The sequence below is a fragment of the Sphingopyxis sp. genome, from assembly GCF_035998965.1.
Classification (GTDB): Bacteria; Pseudomonadota; Alphaproteobacteria; order Sphingomonadales; family Sphingomonadaceae; genus Sphingopyxis.
Genome location: NZ_DASYHE010000099.1, coordinates 1 through 18,734, shown reverse-complemented (window position 1 = coordinate 18,734; position 18,734 = coordinate 1). Strand labels below are relative to the sequence as shown.

The following is an 18,734-nucleotide window of genomic DNA, read 5'->3' as shown; positions in this document are numbered from 1 at the left end:
AAACGGCAAGTTGCAATTGACAACTTTCCTTGGCGCCATGATTGCGCGTAAGAACGCCCCTTGTCCAGCGTAAGCAGGTGCTGCGGACAGGATGGGGGAAAGCGATGACCAAGGCAAGACGAGCCGCGCTATGGGCTGCGGCGATCATCGGCGCCGCCGCGCTCGCCGCATGGCTGTTCCAGCGCCCGATCGGCATGTGGTTGTTCGAACGCGCCGCCGAACGCAATATCGGCCGCGATACGTTCGCTGACTTGCCCGATGGCCTGCATGTCGGCCTGTGCGGCACCGGCTCCCCCCTCCCCAACCACGAACGCGCCGCGGCTTGCACGGTGGTTATCGCCGGCAAGGCAATGTTCGTCGTCGACGCGGGAGAGGGCGCGGCACGCAACATCGCGCTGATGGGCCTGCCCAACGGCCGCATCAAGGCGATGTTCCTGACCCATTTTCATTCGGACCATATCGACGGCATGGGGCCAATGATGTTGCTGCGCTGGACCGCCAGCGGCAACGGCAGTCCCCTGCCCGTCTATGGCCCACCGGGCGTCGAGCGGGTTATTGCCGGGTTCAACGCCGCCTACGCACTCGATAATGGCTATCGCACCGCGCACCATGGCGAGGCGATCACGCCCCCCGCAGCTGCCGGTGCCACAGCGATCGCCTTTGCGCTCCCGGCGGCACCGACGGTCATCTACGACGCGGCCGACCTTCGCGTCACCGCTTTTGCCGTCGATCACCGCCCGGTGCAGCCGTCGGTGGGTTATCGTTTCGACTATAAGGGACGCAGCCTCGTCGTCAGTGGCGACACGGCGCCATCGAAGTCCCTTGAAGTAGCTTCCAAAGGCGCTGACCTTCTGATTCACGAGGCATTGAACCCCGCGATGGTCAAGACGCTTGCGGCCAAGCTCGACAAGGCGGGCCGCAAGCAGACTGCACAGATCATGCGCGACATCCTCGATTATCATGCCAGCCCGACGCAGGCGGCCGACAGCGCGCGCGTCGCAGGGGTTCAGATGCTGGTGCTCAGCCATGTCGTGCCGTCGATGCCGTCGTCCTACTTCAATGGAGCCTTCCTCGGCGGCGCCGAAAGTCACTTCGACGGGCCGATCATCGTCGGCGAGGACGGCCAATCCTTCTCGCTGCCCGCTGGCAGCAAGACAATCGAACGCGGCAGCTGGTTCTAGGCGGCGCGCCGGGTGACCAGAACAACCGCACCATCGCTGGCATAAGGTCCGCGGACTTCGGCGATCGTCAGATCGACGTCGATGGCGTCGCCGTCGCGCGTCACCATCTGGGACGCGATGCACACGGGCTGACCCGAACGGAACAGCGCCTCCAGTCCCTCAGAAAAAGCCGGCCGATCGCTGACCGCCAACAACGCCGAAAAACGCACCCGCCGGATCGCGGCGGCGTCGACCCCGAGCATAACGAGTAGCGTGTCGTTCGCCGCCTCGACTGCTCCGCGCACGGATATACGGGCGTGACCGATACGGCCCTGCGCCTCGATCGCCCTGGCCAACGCCTGGCGCGCGTCGTTCGCGGCAAAGTCGGCCAGCGCGTCGCTGACATCGCGAAGGATGATCGCCCCGCCGACCGGCACAGGAACCAGGCCAACACGCAGCCATTGGCGCGGCCGCAAGATGTCCGGCAGGTCGCCGGAAAAGCGCTCGCGATGATCAATCAGGCGGATCATATGCTGCGCCAGCAAGCTCCCCTCGATCCGCGGCACGGCGGTCATCAACGGCTCTCCGATCAGGGCAGCGCACGCGCTTTCGAGCATGTCGGACGCGGCGGGATTGACCGTCACAATTCGCCACTGCCGGTCGATCAGAATCACGGCGTCGCGGATCGATTCGACGACCCCCGCAAGCGAAGACTGTGGGCAATCGGGCGTCCGAACGGCGTCGGGCCCATCACTGTCCAGACGACGATAATCGTCGAGCGAGATGAGTACATGCGCGTCTTTGCCGTGATGCGTCACCACGACCGGCTTGCGCGCCGCTTGCAGGCGCCAGTTGGCAAAGCCGCGGATGAAATCTGCCGCCGAGACGCGCTGTGGTTCCTGGGTTGCTCGCACCATGGCCTCCCCGATTGTCGGATCACTGTTGATCCTTTTGGGGTGGATCGCGCGAAGATGGGCAAAAACTTTGTCCGCCGCGACGCCGATATGGCGCAATCAAACCAGCTTGGCTTTCCCGCAACGCAACGCGTTGACCCGCGCATCGGCCTGCCCGACGTGCACGCCAAGCAACCCGGTCAGATCGGCCAGCACCGTGTCGAGCACCGGCGCTGCGAGCGCCACGGTGTCACCGACAACCGTTCGCAGCGCATTCAGGTTCAGGCCTAGCCCCAACACGTTCACGCGTAAGTCCATACGATCCGAAAGCGACTTTGCGGCACCCGCGACCAGCCCGGAGCTCGACACGGTCTTGACCCGTCCGTTGTCAATGTCGCTGCGCGAAAAGGGGACCTGTTTTTCGTTCAGATCCGACAGCACCAGTTCGGCCTCAGCATCGACGCTGGCGAGCGGAAGCTTCACCACGCGAGCCGATCGGGGATCGAGCGGGCGCTGCATGTTCTGAAAAACGGCAGCGTCCACGGTACCGATCGCCAGCATCGCCGGCGAGGTAACGACGGCAAGCGAGACCGCGGCGCTGCTGTTGCGGCCGCAATCGATGTCGGCAATTCGCGCCGATGCCGATCCCAGTTCAGCCAAGACCGGGATATGGACACTCGCCAGCGGTGTCTGCACCTTGGTGTCGAGTTTCAGCCGTACCTGCGCGGTGCGCACAATCACCGCGTTGGTGTCGGTCACGGCGATCAGCGGCGAGTGCGCGGGTGGCTCCCCGATCAGCAGCGCGATGTCGATTCCCGATCCTCCCTGCAAGTTGCTCGCCACGGCCAAGTCGACCTGACGATTGGCGCTGCCGAGCAGCAGCATTGCGCGCAGCAGGCTGAGCGCGTTGACCTTGACCGGATTGGCGGGATCGACGCGGAAGCTTGATGAGCGCGGCCCCAGATCGATCGCTCGCGAGGGAAAGAGGCCGCGCGGCAGGGCGCGATCGGCGATATGTTCCAGCGCGCTCGCGGCTTGCCCCTCCGACGCACGCGCCAGCGCTGATACCACTTGCGGCATCGTCACCTGACTGTCGAGCGTCTGGCCAAAGGTGAGCACCTCGGAGTCGATTTCGGTTCGCAGCGCGTCCGAAAACGCCAGCAGATCGATGTCGGTGCTGGCCAGCGCGTTATAGTCCATCACCGACAGATTGATCTGGCTACCCGTCAACCCCGACAGCAGCGCATTGGGCAGGCCGCCATTGACAGCTGCGACGCGCGAACCGAGCGAAAAGGCAGCATAGCCGCGCCGCGCGCCGGTGGCGGTGGCTTGGATGATGCTTTCGCTGCGGCCCGTCAAAAAGCGCCCGAAATAGAGAGGACGATCGCGGGTCAGGACGATCCGCACGGCGTTGGCCGACGCGCCTCCCGCGGCAAATCGCTGTTCGGCCGCAATCGTTGCGTCCGGGGTGTAGGTACCGGTCGTCAGCGCCGCAATGCGGATGCCGCAATCGCAGTTCGCCGCGATGATCCGCTGCGCCGCGGCCTGCTCTTCGCCGGGTCGGCCCGCCGCCGCCATCGCCGCGGCATCGGCGATCCCCTGCAGTTTGCGGCGGTCGAGATAGAGCGAGCCGACATCGACCGCGAGCGCCGCGGCGCCGATCAGCATCGTCATGGCGAACGCCGTCGCGATGCTGATCCCCGCCCGGCGATCATTGGCAACGGTGCGGAGGATGTCCAGCAGGGCCATGATCAATCCACCGGCAATTCAAAGGTCGCGCGCGCGCGGATGACAGGGGTGGGCGAAGGGATCAGCGATGAGCGCAGGAAGCCGTCCTCCGGCGCTGTAAAGGTCACCGCGACGGTAATCGCCTCGCTCGTTTCGGACACCGCCACGCTGTGCGCTCCGCTCACCGTTTGCAGACTGCGCCCGACCGCTCGCGTTGCGACGGCCCGGCGATCGGTGGCGTCAAGCCCGACGATGGCGGCGCGGGCGCCATCGTTTGCCGCCTGCTGGACGCTGTGCGCCAGCATGAAATACTGACCATAGACAAGCACGCCCATCATCAGCGCGAGGAGCAGCGGCAGCACCAGCGCCATTTCAACAATAGCGGCACCGCGCTCTTCATCGACCAAAGGGCGTGCGGGTTTGCGGGCATTCCGCGGCAAGCGAAGGGAAGCTGTCATGCCGCGCAGCATGTGGTCGCCGGAGTAAAAACGGCGTCGAAAGAACCCGACGCCGTTTTTGCGCAATTTGCTAATTTTTCCGGCGTCGCGCGAAACCGATATGCCAACGATTCCGGGCAACCCGACGCTTGGCTTACAAAATGCTAATCACGCCCCAAGCTGGCGCTGCGCAGAATATGTCTATTCAGCCGCCTCCAGCTTGTCCTGCGTTCGCAGGTCAAAGTCCGACGCATCATGCCGTTCGCGCAGCTGACTCGCCGGGTCGCCGGTCACCCGGTTCACCATCCGCCCGCGCTTCACCGCGGGACGGGTCGCAAGCTGATCAGTCCAGCGCTGGACGTTTTTATAGTCCTGCACCTGCAGGAACTCGCCCGCATCATACACCAAACCTTTGGCGAGCGCGCCATACCAGGGCCAGATCGCCATGTCGGCGATCGTGTAGTCGGCGCCCGCGATATATTCGCTCTCCCCCAGCCGACGGTCGAGCACGTCCATCTGGCGCTTCACCTCCATCGCATAGCGATTGATCGGATATTCCTGCTTGGTCGGCGCATAGGCATAAAAGTGGCCAAAGCCGCCGCCGAGGAAGGGGGCGCTGCCCATCTGCCACATCAGCCACGACAGCGTTTCGGCGCGCTTCGCGGTCTCGGTCGGCAGGAACGCGCCGAATTTTTCGGCAAGGTGGATCAGGATCGCGCCCGATTCGAACACCCGGATCGGCTCGCCGCCGCTGCGATCGACGAGCACGGGGATCTTGCTGTTCGGATTGGCCGCGACATAACCGCTGGAGAATTGATCGCCCTCGCCGATGTTGATGAGCCACGCGTCATATTCGGCGCCGCTATGTCCTGCCGCGAGCAATTCCTCGAGCATCACGGTCACCTTCACGCCGTTGGGCGTGCCAAGCGAATAGAGCTGGAGCGGATGCTGGCCGACCGGCAGATCCTTGTCGTGCGTCGGCCCGGCGATCGGGCGATTGATATTGGCAAAGCGTCCGCCGCTGTCCTTGTCCCAGGTCCAGACCTTTGGCGGCACATATTCGGCTTGATCGCTCATCTCGACACTCCTCGGCTGTTTGGGGGGCAGGTGAATTTCGTACTGATCGGTATTTAAGGTACCGAGGCGCCGCCGTCCACCCTGCGCTGCTCAAATAATGCTTGCCGCGCGCAAAGCGGAAATCTCTTCGCCGCCATAGCCGATTTCGGCCAGGATTGCGTCGCTATGCTCGCCAACCTGCGGCGCTCGTTCGGACGCGACCTTGGCGCTCTCGGACAATCGGATCGGAGCGCGGATGACCGGCGCCTCGGTCGCAGTGCCCGGATAGATGGCGGGTTCGATCAGCCCCATCGCGGCCACCTGCGGCTGCGCCAGCGCTTCGGCCGCACGCAGCACGGGCGCGGCGGGAACGCGTGCCGCGCTCAGCTCGGCGATTGCATCGTCGCTGCTGCGTTCGCTACACCAATGCTGCATGATGACGCTCAGCGCCTCGCCATTGTCGCCGCGCAAGATGTCGCTGGCATAGAGCGGATCATCGACCAGCTCGGGGCGCCCGACCAGATTGGCCCAGCGAGCAAAGATGCCGCCGCCGACGATCTGGGTCACGATCCACCCATCGCGGGTGCGGAAGATGTCGGTCGGCCCCGAACTATAGCTGCGATTGCCGATCGGTTGGCGCTCGATCCCGTTGAGAGCATGGTCGATCGTCAGTGCGTTGGAGAACGCCAGCGCGGTGCCGAGCAGTGATCCCGATACGCATTGCCCCCTCCCCGTTGTCTCACGCTCGCGCAGCGCCAGCATCACGCCAAAGGCGGTGTGGAGTGCGGTACCGAAATCAACATAATTGACCTGCGCGCGGTACGGCTGATCGGGCGTCCCGGTCAGATGCACCGCGCCCGACATCGCCTGTCCGACCGCATCGAAGCCGACATTCTGCGCGAGCGGACCCTCGCTGCCAAAGGCCGAGGCGGTGGCCAGGATGATACGTGGGTTGGTTGCCGACAGGCTGGCATAATCCAACCCCAATTTGGTCAGCGCATCGTGCGGCAGATTGGCGACGACGACATCGGCGGTTTTAACCAGGCGCCGGACAACTTCGCGGCCCTCAGGGCTACCAGGCTTCAGCGTCAGGCAACGCTTGCCCCGGTTCATCTGCATGAACATCGCGCCCGATCCATCGTCGGCGACCGGCACCGTATAACGGTCGTCATTGCCGCCCGGCGCTTCGATGCGGATCACGTCGGCGCCATAATCGCCGAGTAGTGCGGCGCAATAGGGTCCGGCGATATAGCGCCCGAAATCGAGGACTCGTATTCCCTTCAGCGGCACGCCTTGCTCTCCCCGTCTTGGTCTTTCGACCGCGCTAGCAGTCGCTCGTCGACGCTGCCAGTCCTTCGTCGAAACCTGTCGCTTGCATGTTCTTTACAGGGTCATATGGTCGGCAGATAATTTCAAACGGGGATAACATCATGGCGCGCTTCGCTCTCGCCCTTGCGGCGACTTTGGCTTGTTCGACTTCGGTTTTTGCGCAGCAGGCGGCGCCAGCCCCCGCCGCGGATGCCAAGCCCGAAAAATGGGACGTCAACGCCCCGCCGGGTATGACCACGCGCAAGGTGCCGATCGCGGTCGATGAGGGCAGCTGGATGAACGTCGATGTCTCGCCCGACGGCCGCACGATTGCGTTCGACCTGCTGGGCGATATCTATACAATGCCGATTGAGGGCGGCACCCCGACGCGCATCGCCGAAGGACTGGCGTTCGAGCATCAGCCGCGCTTTTCGCCCGACGGCAATCGTATCGCCTTTGTTTCGGACGCAGGCGGCGGCGACAATATCTGGCTGATGAACCGCGACGGCAGCGGCAAGGTGCAACTGAGCAAGGAAGATTTCCGACTGCTCAACCAGCCGAGCTGGAGCCCCGACGGCCAGTTCATCGTCGCCAAGAAGCATTTCACGACTGGCCGCTCGCTCGGCACCGGCGAAGTGTGGATGTATCATGTGTCGGGCGGCGCGGGTGTGCCGCTGGTCAAGAAACCCAATGAGCGTCATCAGAAAGAACTCGGCGAGCCGATCTTTGCTGCCGACGGCAAGAGCGTTTTCTACACGCGCAACGTCACCCCCGGCCCCATCTTTGAATATGCGCAGGACAGCAACACCGACCTGTTCCATATCGAACGCTATAATCTGCAGGAGGCAAAGGTCAGCACCGCGGCGTCGGGCGCGGGCGGCGCGGTGCGACCTACCCCCTCACCCGACGGCAAATATCTGGCCTTCGTCCGCCGCGAGGCGACGCAGTCGAAGCTGTACGTCAAAGACCTCGCCTCGGGCACCGAGCGGAAGGTTTTCGACGCCCTCGACCAGGATGTGCAGGAAACCTGGGCGGTCACCGGCGTCTATCCGAACATGGCGTGGACCCCGGACAGCCGCGACATTCTGTTCTGGGCGGGCGGCAAGCTGCGGCGTGTGAGCGGTCAGGGCGGCGATGCGCGCGTCATTCCGTTCAGCATCAACGACGACCGCGTGATCATCGACGCCACCCATCCCGCGGTCGAGGTCGCCCCCGACAGCTTCACGACGCAAATGCCGCGCTGGGCCGAAGTTTCGCCCGACGGGCGTAGTGTCGTCTTTGAAACGCTCGGCAAGCTTTATGTGCAGCCCGCCAGCGGCGGCACGGCGCGTCGGCTGACTGCCGCGAAGGACGATGCGATTGAGGCGTGGCCGAGCTGGTCGCGCGATGGCAAGTCGCTGGTCTTTGTACGCTGGACCGACACCGGCATGGGGGAAATTCACACCATCGGTGCGGGCGGCGGAGTGTCGCGCAAGGTGACGAGCGTCCCCGGGCTCTATGCCGAACCGCGCTTCTCACCCGACGGCAAGACGATCGTTTTCGAACGGCGTAGCGGCGGTGGGCTCACGTCGGCGCGCTGGAGCGAAGATCCCGGCGTCTATCGCATCGCTGCAACCGGCGGTACGGCAGAGCGGGTGAGCGCCGACGGTGCCAAGCCGCAATTTGGCGCGACCAGCGACCGCATCTTCATGGTCACCGCGGGCGACGGCAAGAGCCAGCTCGTCAGCACCGACCTCAGCGGCCAGGACAAGCGCACCCACGCCAATGGCGAACTGGTCAGCGACTATGAAATTTCGCCCGACGGTCGCACGCTGGCTTTCCGCCAGAATTACGACGCCTATGTTACCCCGCTGATGCCCGGCGGACAGGATATTGCGCTTGGCACCAAGAGCGGCGCGCTGCCAGTCACGCGCGTCAGCGGCAGCGGCGCGGACTATATGCATTGGTCCGACGGCGGTCGCCGCCTCCACTGGAGCCGCGGCGCGACGCTCTTCAGCGCCGATCTCGCCAGCCTGTTCACCAACGCGCCCGCGGACGAAAAGGCACCGAAATTTACGCCGCCGACCGACGGCGTCTCGCTGGCGATGACGCAGGCCGCGGCCAAACGCCGTGGCACGGTCGTCATCACCGGCGCGCGGATCGTCACCATGGCGGGCGCCGATGGCGGCATCATCGACAATGGCGCGATCGTCATCGAGGGCGACCGGATCACTGCGGTCGGGCCGCTGGCGTCGATCACCGTCCCGGCGGGCGCCGTTACGGTCGATGCGACGGGCAAGACGATCGTCCCCGGCTTCGTCGACGCCCATGCGCACGGTCCCCATGGCGATGACGAACTCATCCCGCAGCAAAACTGGTCCGAAATCGCCAACCTCGCAATGGGGACCACGACGAGCCACAACCCATCGTCGCGCGCATCCGAAATCTTCGTCTCGTCCGAAATGCAGCGTGCCGGATTGATCCTCGCGCCGCGTATCTTTTCCACCGGCGAGATCATCTATGGTGCGAAGGCGGCAGGGGTTTATGCAGAGATCAACAGCTATGACGACGCGCTCGCCCATATTCGCCGCCTGAAGGCGCAAGGTGCTCACAGCGTCAAAAACTACAACCAGCCGCGCCGCGATCAGCGCCAGACGGTCGTCAAGGCGGCGCAAGCCGAGAACATGCTCGTCGTTCCCGAGGGCGGCTCGCTCTACACGATGGACGTGTCGCTGATTCAGGACGGCAATTCGACCGTCGAGCACAACATACCGCTCCACACCTTCTATAAGGATCTGGTGCAGCTGTGGGGGCAGACGCAGGTCGATTACACCCCGACGCTGGTCGTCACCTATGGCGGTCCCGCTGGCGATCCCTATTGGCGCGCGCACACCAATGTGTGGGAGCATCCGATCCTGACGAAACATATCCCGCCCGCGCAGCTCGCGGCCAACAACAAGCGCCGCACGATCGCGCCCGAGGGCGATTATGTCGACGATGATTCGGCGCGCGAAGCGGGCAAGATCGCGGCCGCGGGCCGAATGGTGTCGATCGGCGCGCACGGGCAGCAATCGGGGCTCGGAGCGCATTGGGAAATCTGGTCGTTCGTGCGCGGCGGGTGGAGCAATATCGACGCGCTGCGTGCCGCGACGATCATGCCTGCGACCTCGCTGGGCTATGGCAAAGACGTCGGTTCGCTCGAAGCGGGCAAGCTCGCCGATCTGCTGATCCTCGACGCCGATCCGACGCAGGACATCCGCAACACCGAACGCATCCACCGCGTCATGCTGGGCGGACGGCTTTATGATCCGCTGACGATGAACGAGGTGGCGACGGGGACACGCAAGCGCGCCGCCTATTGGTGGGAAGCGGAAAAGCCATAATCTGAGGCGCGGTCCGTCGCTTTTGTGACTAGAGGGTTGCAAGCGCGGCGGACCGCCGCTAGGGGCGTCACCTCTCAGCGAGGAGAGTTGGCTGAGTGGTCGAAAGCGTCGCACTCGAAATGCGAAGTGCCGGCAACGGTACCGAGGGTTCGAATCCCTCACTCTCCTCCATTTTCTTATTTCCACACATCCACGACCATCCGCCGAGAGCCTAGGAAAACCTAGGATCTCCGGGGTGTTTCGTGTCCTCATGTATCCCATGCTGTCCAGACCCACACATTTGAATTTGTGGTAAGAAACGTGGGAAAAAATCAGCATGAAAAGGCTATCGGTCAGCGCCGTTAAGTCGGCTACCCGTCCCGGACGATTCTCCGATGGTGACGGCCTCTATCTCGTCGTGCAGCCGGGAGGCAGCAAGAGCTGGGTGTGCCGGGTCCAGAAGGCGGGCAACCGCCGGGACTTCGGTTTGGGCAGCGCCTCCAAGGTCAGCCTCGCCGACGCCCGCGAGCGAGCGCGGGAAATCCGCAGTCAGGTCGCGATCGGGCTGGACCCGCTTTTCGAGCGCCGGAAGGCGCAAGGCATCCCGACCTTTCGCGAAGCCACCGCCAAGGTTTTGGCGGCGCACCGCAAAACTTGGAAGAATGAGAAGCACGAAGCGCAGTGGCAGCAGAGCCTTCGCGATTATGCCTTCCCGCATATCGGCAACGTCCGGGTCAATGAAATAACCGGCCCGATGATCCGCAACCTCCTGTCGGAGATTTGGCTATCGAAACCGGAAACTGCCCGTCGCGTTCGCCAGCGGGTCGGCGCGGTCCTCAATTGGGCTTACTCGTCGGGCTACCGTGACAGCGAAGCGCCAATGCAGGCGATTACGAAGGGCCTGCCACGCCAACCGAAGCAGGACGGCCATTTCGCGGCGATGCCCTACGCGAAGGTTCCCGCTTTCATCCCTGCGCTGCGCGAGCGAGAGTCATTCAGTCGCCTCGCCCTCGAATTTGCCATCCTCACTGCCGCCCGGTCGGGCGAGGTGCGCGGCGCCACTTGGGATGAGATCGACCTTGCCGATGGCCTGTGGACCATCCCCAAGGGCCGTATGAAGGCAAACCGGGAGCATGTGGTGCCACTCTGCCCTCGCGCTATCCGCATCGTCGAGCGGTGCGCGGAACTTCGCCTTCCCGGCTGCCCCATTATCTTTCCCGGCGTCCGTGGCAAACAGCCGATGTCGGATATGACGATGAGCAAATTGCTCAAGGAGATGGGACAGCCATACACGGCGCACGGGTTCCGCTCGTCCTTCCGGGATTGGGTGAGCGAAGAAACAAACCATCCCAGCGACGTCGCCGAGGCCGCCCTAGCCCACATCGTCGCGAACAAGACGGAGGCTGCCTATCGGCGCGGCAATCTCCTAGAGAAGCGGCGCGTGATGATGGCCGAATGGGCCGATTATTGCGAAGGCAAAACGTCATGAGCCGCTATACCCGCGCGTGGCGCCACCTGCTCCGCCAATATGAGCGCGCCGTCGATCGGATCGATGAGGAGGATCGCGCCATCTTCCTCGGACACCGCGTGGAGGAGCTAAGCTATCGCCAGTTGGCCGAGCGTCACGGCGTTAGCGTCGTAGAAGTCGAGGAAGCGATGATCCGCAGTTTGCGGGTCATCGCCCAATCGGTCGACAGAAAGAACCGTAGGTGGTGGCAATTCTGGCGGCGATAAAGCCGCCAAGACCTTGCAAAGCAGCCGCCGCGCCGACAGGGTGCCGCCAGCGATGAAAACCGATCTCGATCATCTTCCCGCCAACAAGCAGCGCGAGCTCGAACGCGTGAAGGCGATTGTCTTCGAGGAGTTCGAAGACGCCATCGCGCTCGGTACGATGGGCTGGAAGAAGAAGGGCCGGATCGACAAGATCATCCTCTATGGCAGCTATGCGCGCGGCGGCTGGGTCGATGAGCCGCACACCGCCAAGGGCTACCGCTCCGACTTCGACCTTCTCATCATCGTCAATGATAAGCGTCTCACCGAGAAGGTCGATTTCTGGAGCAAGCTCGAAGACCGGCTCATCCGCGAGCTTGCGATCGACAAGACGCTCAAGACGCCGGTCAACTTCATCGTTCATACCTTGCAGGAGGTGAACGACGGCCTCGCCCACGGGCGTTATTTCTTCATGGACGTCGCGCGCGACGGGATCGCGCTCTATGAATATGACGACAAACCGCTTCATACGCCGAAGCCCAAGACGCCCGACCAAGCGTTGGCTATGGCGCGAGAGTATTTTGACGAATGGTTTCCTACCGCCTCTGATTTTCACGGGAGCGCGAACGATGCCATCACCAACGGGAAAACGAAACTAGCAGCATTTTTGATGCACCAAGCGGCGGAACGCCTTTACCACTGCGTCCTGCTGGTTTGCACTTTCTACACGCCGCATGTCCACAATCTCGGGTTCCTGCGCACGCAAGCTGAACGCATCGACATGCGGCTGGTCGATGCCTGGCCGCGCGAACGCCGGGAAGATCGTGCACGGTTCGAGAAGCTGAAAGAGGCCTATGTGAAGGCCCGCTATTCGAAGCATTACCGGATCACCGAAGAGGAACTGATGTGGCTCGGCGACTGCGTAGAAGAGCTCGGCCGCGCGGTCCACGCGATCTGCACGGAGCGGATCGCTACGCTCGAAGAGAAAGCCTCGCTTCTCCCCTGAGCAGGGAAATGCCATACGAATGTCCGCAAACGACCGATTGCGGACGTAGCCAAAGATGTCATAGTGTCTGAATGAAAAGGCTAATTTGCATTGCTCTGCTGGCCCTCAGCCATAATTCGTCGGCGAACGCGGAGCCGCGAAGCTCCCAAGCTATGATTGCGCCGTCCGCACAGGAATTGTCTCCGCCAAGTCCGGAGAAGTTGGTTCTGATTCATAGGTTTATGAAGGCATCTGGCCTTCAAGGCCGGATCGACACAGGGAGCTTTTTAGAAAGATACGCTTTCATACCCGAGCTGGGATGGGCGCAAGGCACTGAAAATGCTCCACGGAACAGCCCGCTGATCGAGCAATGGACCGGCCCCATTGATGCGCTGAAAGCGGCCTATGAGAAATATCGCCCTCAATATCAGGAAGCATATGAGAGCCATATCAACTGGGAATTCACCGAGGAAGAGCTGCGCGGAATCGTGAGCTTTTTGGAGTCACCACTCGGCGAGCACTACCTCGACGGGACATGGCGAATGGAGGCTTACACCGGCACCAATATGGAAGAGACTGAGGAACTGCTCGTGAAGGAGGCGGTCGAGATCTATCAAAAGCGATAAGCCGTTTCGTCCGCTTTCCACCCCAAAGTCGCCGTTCGCGGCCGATCTGGATCGAATGTCGGCTAACGACCGGTTTTCGCCATTCCAGTGATTGTCAGAGCGTGCTGTTGTCGGACGGTCATTGGATCGGGCCACCGACTTGCCTTGGTTTTTTCCGGATGCGCCCGAGGCGATCTAAAACTTGGAGACGCTTCAATGGAACGCCTCGATACTCGGTTGTAGAGCTACGACCGCTCTGGTCGGTTACTAAAAGTAACACTCGCCGCCCAAGTGGTGTTGTATCAAATGTCGCAGACAAGGCCTTGAAGTCTGCGGCCTGTGCCCCGTTACTCTCACAAAATTCGGGCAGAGCCTTAGCAAAGAGAGCGACAGCAACTTCGAGGTTGCCTGACGGTTTTCCACGCACAACGCGACCGTTGAGAAAATCGACTTCTATCAATGCTTCTGGAGATGACGCAGCTTCGCCAAATACATCTATGGGGTAGTGGCCAATCACGAACCCCAAGCCACTGGCCATCGAATCTGCGAAGTTATGCCCTATGGCGCAAAGGCGATCATGCTTCATACACAGACTTTGCCAGCATTTGCGTCCGGTTTCTACATATGCTCGCACCGAAGCAGACAGTCCGCTCCCCACTCCCATCCCGGTCATTCCGCACCGATCTTGCGATTATGACGGCAGCCGAGCGATTGTGGACGGTATGGGGATGACTATGTTTTTAGCGAAGGCCCTCTCTGGAGGTCGGTTTGCCTGCACGCCTTAACATAACCATCAAGTGTGTCGCTGCCGAGTATCTCCCATATTGCGGAAACATCGGGCGCTTCGAGCGCAGCATCAATTTTCTTACTCGGCACTTTAGAAAGCGTCTTAACGCCGCACGGAATATAGCCGTCACGATATTCTTTAGAGAGACCGACGCTGTCTTGGTGTGCCAGTCTAGTAGCAAGCATCGTGACACTGTCACTATTTGACGAACAAGCGGTCAACAAGGCCAGCATTAATATCGTGAGATGCTTGGCCACCATCGATCCTTCGCTACGCAGACCCAAATTCCTATAATGGACTGAATGTCCTCTTCCCACCCCAAAACGGTCAATCGCCCCTAGGCTCTCTCTCCTGGGCGGACCGAATTTTCCGGGCCACGATGCTTCGCATCGGACCCACATATTGGAGAGACACACCTCACGCACGGGTGCATAGCGCTTTTCCGCCACTTTTCGAGCGGCTGATCCGACGTCGCCGCCGCCTCGCTCGCGCTAAGTGACGTTTTTCTGCGACGTATCGAGGTGCACATCCGCACCCTCGCGGGACACAAACCTGGCGGACGAAAATGACGCTAGCGGCGGTTCAGCCGCGCGCTAATCGGGAGCGCTGAGCCGGTGTCGGGACGATCTTTCGACCCACGTTCCGGGCAATCGCGGCTGTCCCGCGACACTCAGCCTGCGGCCGAGAACGCGTCATTTTATGTCCGTATGCCATGGCGTCCGACGACAACCGAGAGTGTCCATCGGGCCAAGTTGAAGGCAGCCTAACGTAGGAGAACAGGCGGTGGCGTACAAACGTCGTGTGGATTAATGCAGCACGAATTTGGATAATCGAGCGCGACGGGGCGGCGCCCTTCCGACCGTCCCGTCACAATTGTTCCGCGAGAGCACCGTTATGCCTTTCCAACCCCTTGCCCCTCCGCCGTCGTCGCCGCTTGCAATCGAGCCCATCAGCATGCGGGTTCCCGACGCCTGTCAATTTACGGGCATAAGTCGCAGTACTCTCTATCTTCTAATCGCGAGAGGCGAAGTCGAGATCGTAAAGATGGGCGCCGCCACGTTGGTCCTGACAGAAAGCCTTCGCGGCTTGATTGAGCGGCAGCGCGGCACTTCTGCCAGCCGCACGGCGGCGCAGATCCGACGCCGCAGCAATCAGGACGAAGTGCGGAAATCTGGACACCAATCTCGCAGCAGGCGCGCCCCCAGCGATTTTGCGTCCATTCCCCTCTTCGAGCAGGATTAGGCAGCTTTGCGCCTGATCCCGGCCATTCTTAGCCAGCGATGCGTGGCCCAAACCGGTCGTTTGAAAATAGGCCCCAATGGCAGTGCACGGGCGTCCGATTTCGCGCGAAACCTAGCAGTTGCGAGAAGCACTAACATCCCTGGAACGCGAGAACATCCCCCAAGCCCGTTCGCTGCCCCACCACAGAGCAGCAAAACCGCCAAGCGTGACTCCGCCCAGAATGCGCCAGCCATGTGGTCCCAGCGGCAGCATCCCGATTGCGTAGCCAACGACGAGTGTCGCCATCGCAATCAGGAACGGTCCCGTGAAACGGCAATGAGTCCGTCCGCATCGTCGGGCGTTCATGATGCAAGCCGTGCCCATGCCGACGAGCATGACGGTCCAGATGACCGCGCGGGGCGTGGGTCCCAGCCACATGGCGGCCAGCATGGCCACGCCCGGAATGCCCCAGAGCCCGACAAGCGTGCGCCAGCTACCCGACCAATCCGTAGCGCCGCTGCCGGGATCGGAACCGCGCGGGCTACTCATGTCATCTCACCGCAGCGACAGGACTGGGCAATCCTAGCCTGCACAGCAGGACAGCCTTTTCACATCCCGGTCGAATGTCTGCGCCGCCAGCTTCAGGCCTTCGACCGTGGTCAGATAGGGGAAAATCGTCTCTGCCAGATCGTCGATCGTGAGACCGCAGCGGATCGCCATGGCGGCGGTCTGGATACTGTCCGCACCTTCCGGCGCCAGGATGTGTGCGCCCAGCAGCTTGCGGGTCCGGCCATCCGCCACCAGTTTGATCAGACCGCGCGTGTCGCGGGCCGCCAATGCGCGCGGGACATTTTCGAGCGGGAGGGTCGACGTTCGAGTGGCATATCCTGCCGCGATAGCCTGCGCTTCGGTGAAGCCGACGCTGGCTACCTGCGGATCGCTGAATACGACGGCCGGCATGGCCGAATTGTCGTACCTCAGACTGTCGCCGTTCAAGGCGTTCTTGGCGGCGATCTTTGCACCATAGGCCGCCATGTAGACGAACTGGTCTCGGCCGGTCACGTCCCCGGCGGCATAGACGCCGCGCACAGAGGTTCGCATATGGTCATCGACAAGGATGGCACCGCTGAGCGTCTGCTTCACCCCCGCCTCGATGAGACCGAGGTCCTCCACATTCGGGGCGCGCCCGGTCGCCACGAGAAGGCGCTCCGCGACGATGGTTTCGGCGACCCCGTCGCGCAGGACGGTGAGCGCAGAGCCCCCTTCCGCCGTCTTGTGGACCGACTGATAGGCGAGGTTGCCAAAGACGGTGATGCCTTCGCTCGAAAGATAGTCGGTCAGCGCGGCGCCGATCTCCGGCTCCATCTCAGGGAGAAGGCGGCTACGGCAAACGAGCGTCACGTCGACACCGGCGCGCGAGAACATCTGAGCGAGTTCCACACCGATATAGCCGCCTCCGAGGACGATCATCGATTTCGGCAATTCGGTCAGGTCGAGCGCGGTCGTGCTGTCGAGCGTATCGACATCCGGAAGGCCCGGGATAGCCGGTGCAGCCGGACGAGTACCTGTCGCAATCACGACCCGGTCGGCGATGAACCGCCTTCCACCGGTCTCGACGCCATTACCGATGAGCCGCGCCGTGCCTTCATGGTAGGCGACATTATTGTAGAGAGGCAGGAGGTCCGCATATTTCGCCTGGCGAAGGCTCGAGACGAGTGCGTCCTTTTCTGCGATCATCTGGCCCCAATCGGCCGTTCGTGCCTGGGCCTCGACACCCTTGAACCGCATCGGCGCGGCATTGGCGTGGTGGATGCTCTCGACCGCGCGGATCAGCGCCTTGGAAGGAACGCAGCCGACATTGACGCAGGTTCCTCCGATGGTGCCCGCACCGATAACGGCGACCTGAGCCCCTTGCTCCGCCGCGGTGATCGCGGCCGAGAAACCAGCCGATCCGCCGCCCACGACGATAAGATCGTACGTCTTGCCCTGAGGGCGATCGACCGGATTGCAGCAATCACTCATGATCCGGCTTTCACTTGCGGACTTGCGAAGGGTAGCCGGCGTTGGTGGTCGCCGCGATCAACGCCTTGGTGCTGGCCTTGGCGTCGTCATAGGTGACGGTCGCGGTATGCGCTTCGGCTGACACTTCGACGGCGGTCACGCCGGGTACGCGCGACAGGCTCTTTTTGACTACGGGGCCGCAGGTCGCGCAAGTCATGTTCTCGACGGCCAGGGTCACGGTCCGGATTGCGGCAAAGGCCGGGCCGGATGCGAACAGCACAGCCGCGGCCGCGAGCAGGGTAAGCTTCTTCATCATGGTCTCCTTGTTCAAACTTCGAGGAATAGGGGGGCGAGATAGGGGAAGAGGACGGCGAGTCCGATCAGCGCCGTTGCAAGCCACAAGGCCGTCTTTGCCAGGCGGTTGGAGGAAGGCGTGCCGCATTCGCCCTCGGCGCATACCGCCTGTGGTCGACGGTAGATCCGCCAGAACCCGGCCGCCAGAAAGGCGATGGCCACCGCCAGGAAGATGGGCTGATAGGGGGCGAGCGCGGTCAGGTTGCCGATCCATGCGCCACTGACGCCCAGAGTGAAGAGCACCAGCGGGACGATGCAACACGAGGCTGCGCCAATCGCGCCGAGACTTCCTGCGGCAATCGCAACCCACGTACCTCGTTTGGAAGCCGTTTCAGGTTGAGTCATTTTCTGTTCTCCGAATCACGTTGTTGACCCTAGATAGGATCTGTAGTGGCTACAGGTTCAAGAGGTAATTCATCATGGATCGGAAAAATCTGCAGGACACAGCGCCCCGGCTTCCAATCGGGATGCTGTCGCGGCGCACCGGGTGTAACATCGAGACCATCCGCTACTATGAGAAAATAGGCCTGCTACCCGCGCCTGCACGCAGCGACGGCGGTCACCGGCTCTATGGCCATGGTCATCTCATGCGCCTCGGCTTTGTGCGGCGCGCGCGGGAACTGGGCTTCACGCTGGACGAGATCCGCGCGCTGCTGCGGTTGGCCGAGGACCGCGATCGCCCGTGCGCCGAAGCGCGCGAAGTCGCCGCGGCCCATTTGACCGACATTCGTACCAAGATCGCGGATCTTCAGGCCATGGAGTCGGTGCTTGCCGACACCGTCGTGCGATGCGCGGATGGCAAGACCCCGGAATGCCCCCTGCTGGAGACACTATTCGGCTCGATCGATCCGTCTGCGAGCGGATGAGCGCTGTGCAAGGTAGTTGCCGGTCTCCCGACGGCTAGCCGACGTCAGGCAGCGCCGACCCATGTCGGTTTTTGCAAGAACGGCGCCTTAGCGGATCTCAATATCTGCTTCTTTCATTCTTAGTCCGGAAGCGGACAGTCTGGAAACGTTGAGAGTTTCGGACGCCGGCGGGCGTCGGAAAGTCTTCGATGCCCGAACCGCGGTGGTCATGAGCCGAGCTATGGGGAAAGCTGTTCTGCGCTGATGCTGGGGTAGCCAGTTGCTGCCCAAAAGCGGACGTGC

The 18,734-nt window shown here is 62.4% G+C and carries 19 protein-coding genes and 1 tRNA gene; 9 read left to right on the top strand and 11 right to left on the bottom strand.

Features of this window, described 5'->3' with window-relative positions; genetic code table 11:
• The first annotated feature begins 104 nt into the window (after positions 1 to 104).
• Positions 105 to 1,181, top strand: a complete 1,077-nt coding sequence (locus VGN68_RS19225) for an MBL fold metallo-hydrolase (protein ID WP_327479039.1) — start codon at positions 105 to 107, stop codon at positions 1,179 to 1,181.
• Here the strand turns inward: VGN68_RS19225 and VGN68_RS19220 are convergent.
• The 5 genes from VGN68_RS19220 to VGN68_RS19200 all read right to left on the bottom strand — a co-directional run bounded on the left by VGN68_RS19220 (position 1,178) and on the right by VGN68_RS19200 (position 6,564).
• Entirely contained in the window at positions 1,178 to 2,077 is a 900-nt protein-coding gene (locus tag VGN68_RS19220; RefSeq protein ID WP_327479037.1) for a PAS domain-containing protein, read from the bottom strand. The two genes, VGN68_RS19225 and VGN68_RS19220, sit on opposite strands and share 4 nt — an antisense overlap.
• A gap of 96 nt (positions 2,078 to 2,173) precedes the next feature.
• Positions 2,174 to 3,802 carry a TadG family pilus assembly protein gene (locus tag VGN68_RS19215; protein ID WP_327479035.1) on the bottom strand — a complete coding sequence of 543 codons (1,629 nt, stop codon included), beginning with the start codon at positions 3,800 to 3,802 and terminating at the stop codon, positions 2,174 to 2,176.
• A 2-nt stretch (positions 3,803 to 3,804) separates the two neighbouring features.
• Entirely contained in the window at positions 3,805 to 4,239 is a 435-nt protein-coding gene (locus VGN68_RS19210; protein ID WP_327479033.1) for a TadE/TadG family type IV pilus assembly protein, read from the bottom strand.
• Positions 4,240 to 4,419: 180 nt separating this feature from the next.
• On the bottom strand, positions 4,420 to 5,295 hold the full coding sequence (yghU, locus tag VGN68_RS19205) for a glutathione-dependent disulfide-bond oxidoreductase (RefSeq protein ID WP_327479031.1): 876 nt from the start codon (positions 5,293 to 5,295) through the stop codon (positions 4,420 to 4,422).
• Between the two features lie 90 nt (positions 5,296 to 5,385).
• Positions 5,386 to 6,564 carry a CoA transferase gene (locus VGN68_RS19200; protein WP_327479029.1) on the bottom strand — a complete coding sequence of 393 codons (1,179 nt, stop codon included), beginning with the start codon at positions 6,562 to 6,564 and terminating at the stop codon, positions 5,386 to 5,388.
• Positions 6,565 to 6,704: 140 nt separating this feature from the next.
• Here VGN68_RS19200 and VGN68_RS19195 point away from each other — a divergent pair, with 140 nt between their 5' ends.
• The 6 genes from VGN68_RS19195 to VGN68_RS19165 all read left to right on the top strand — a co-directional run bounded on the left by VGN68_RS19195 (position 6,705) and on the right by VGN68_RS19165 (position 13,244).
• Positions 6,705 to 9,944: an amidohydrolase family protein gene (locus tag VGN68_RS19195; protein ID WP_327479027.1), complete on the top strand. Its 3,240-nt coding sequence runs from the start codon at positions 6,705 to 6,707 to the stop codon at positions 9,942 to 9,944.
• Positions 9,945 to 10,025: 81 nt separating this feature from the next.
• Positions 10,026 to 10,115 (top strand) — tRNA-Ser (locus VGN68_RS19190).
• 145 nt (positions 10,116 to 10,260) lie between these two features.
• The gene (locus VGN68_RS19180) at positions 10,261 to 11,412 is read left to right on the top strand and encodes a tyrosine-type recombinase/integrase (RefSeq protein ID WP_414713057.1); all 1,152 of its coding nucleotides are present in this window, start codon (positions 10,261 to 10,263) and stop codon (positions 11,410 to 11,412) included.
• A complete protein-coding gene (locus VGN68_RS19175; RefSeq protein ID WP_327479025.1) occupies positions 11,409 to 11,657 on the top strand; it encodes a sigma factor-like helix-turn-helix DNA-binding protein in 249 nt (82 codons plus the stop codon). Before VGN68_RS19180 ends, VGN68_RS19175 begins: the two co-directional genes overlap by 4 nt.
• A 52-nt stretch (positions 11,658 to 11,709) precedes the next feature.
• Positions 11,710 to 12,639, top strand: a complete 930-nt coding sequence (locus tag VGN68_RS19170) for a nucleotidyltransferase and HEPN domain-containing protein (protein WP_327479023.1) — start codon at positions 11,710 to 11,712, stop codon at positions 12,637 to 12,639.
• A 221-nt stretch (positions 12,640 to 12,860) separates the two neighbouring features.
• Positions 12,861 to 13,244 (top strand): DUF2059 domain-containing protein, encoded by a 384-nt coding sequence (locus VGN68_RS19165; RefSeq protein WP_327479021.1) that lies wholly within the window; start codon positions 12,861 to 12,863, stop codon positions 13,242 to 13,244.
• A 118-nt stretch (positions 13,245 to 13,362) separates the two neighbouring features.
• Here VGN68_RS19165 and VGN68_RS19160 read toward each other — a convergent pair whose 3' ends face one another.
• Positions 13,363 to 13,809, bottom strand: a complete 447-nt coding sequence (locus VGN68_RS19160; RefSeq protein ID WP_327479019.1) for a hypothetical protein — start codon at positions 13,807 to 13,809, stop codon at positions 13,363 to 13,365.
• 146 nt (positions 13,810 to 13,955) lie between these two features.
• Entirely contained in the window at positions 13,956 to 14,267 is a 312-nt protein-coding gene (locus VGN68_RS19155; protein ID WP_327479017.1) for a hypothetical protein, read from the bottom strand.
• Between the two features lie 637 nt (positions 14,268 to 14,904).
• Between VGN68_RS19155 and VGN68_RS19150 the strand changes: the two genes are divergently transcribed.
• Complete coding sequence (locus VGN68_RS19150; protein ID WP_327479015.1) at positions 14,905 to 15,252, top strand: helix-turn-helix domain-containing protein; 348 nt, start codon at positions 14,905 to 14,907, stop codon at positions 15,250 to 15,252.
• Between the two features lie 111 nt (positions 15,253 to 15,363).
• Here the strand turns inward: VGN68_RS19150 and VGN68_RS19145 are convergent, their stop codons facing one another.
• From VGN68_RS19145 to VGN68_RS19130, 4 genes are read right to left on the bottom strand one after another with little or no spacing between them, the layout of a single operon-like run.
• A complete protein-coding gene (locus tag VGN68_RS19145) occupies positions 15,364 to 15,780 on the bottom strand; it encodes a hypothetical protein (RefSeq protein WP_137889252.1) in 417 nt (138 codons plus the stop codon).
• A 33-nt stretch (positions 15,781 to 15,813) separates the two neighbouring features.
• Positions 15,814 to 17,253, bottom strand: a complete 1,440-nt coding sequence (merA, locus tag VGN68_RS19140; RefSeq protein ID WP_327479013.1) for a mercury(II) reductase — start codon at positions 17,251 to 17,253, stop codon at positions 15,814 to 15,816.
• Between the two features lie 10 nt (positions 17,254 to 17,263).
• The gene (gene merP / locus VGN68_RS19135) at positions 17,264 to 17,545 is read right to left on the bottom strand and encodes a mercury resistance system periplasmic binding protein MerP (RefSeq protein WP_137889375.1); all 282 of its coding nucleotides are present in this window, start codon (positions 17,543 to 17,545) and stop codon (positions 17,264 to 17,266) included.
• A 14-nt stretch (positions 17,546 to 17,559) separates the two neighbouring features.
• Entirely contained in the window at positions 17,560 to 17,931 is a 372-nt protein-coding gene (locus VGN68_RS19130; protein WP_137889248.1) for a mercuric transporter MerT family protein, read from the bottom strand.
• Between the two features lie 74 nt (positions 17,932 to 18,005).
• On the opposite strand from VGN68_RS19130, the gene VGN68_RS19125 reads away from it, so the two are divergent.
• Positions 18,006 to 18,452 (top strand): MerR family transcriptional regulator, encoded by a 447-nt coding sequence (locus VGN68_RS19125; RefSeq protein WP_137889245.1) that lies wholly within the window; start codon positions 18,006 to 18,008, stop codon positions 18,450 to 18,452.
• Positions 18,453 to 18,734 lie beyond the last annotated feature (282 nt).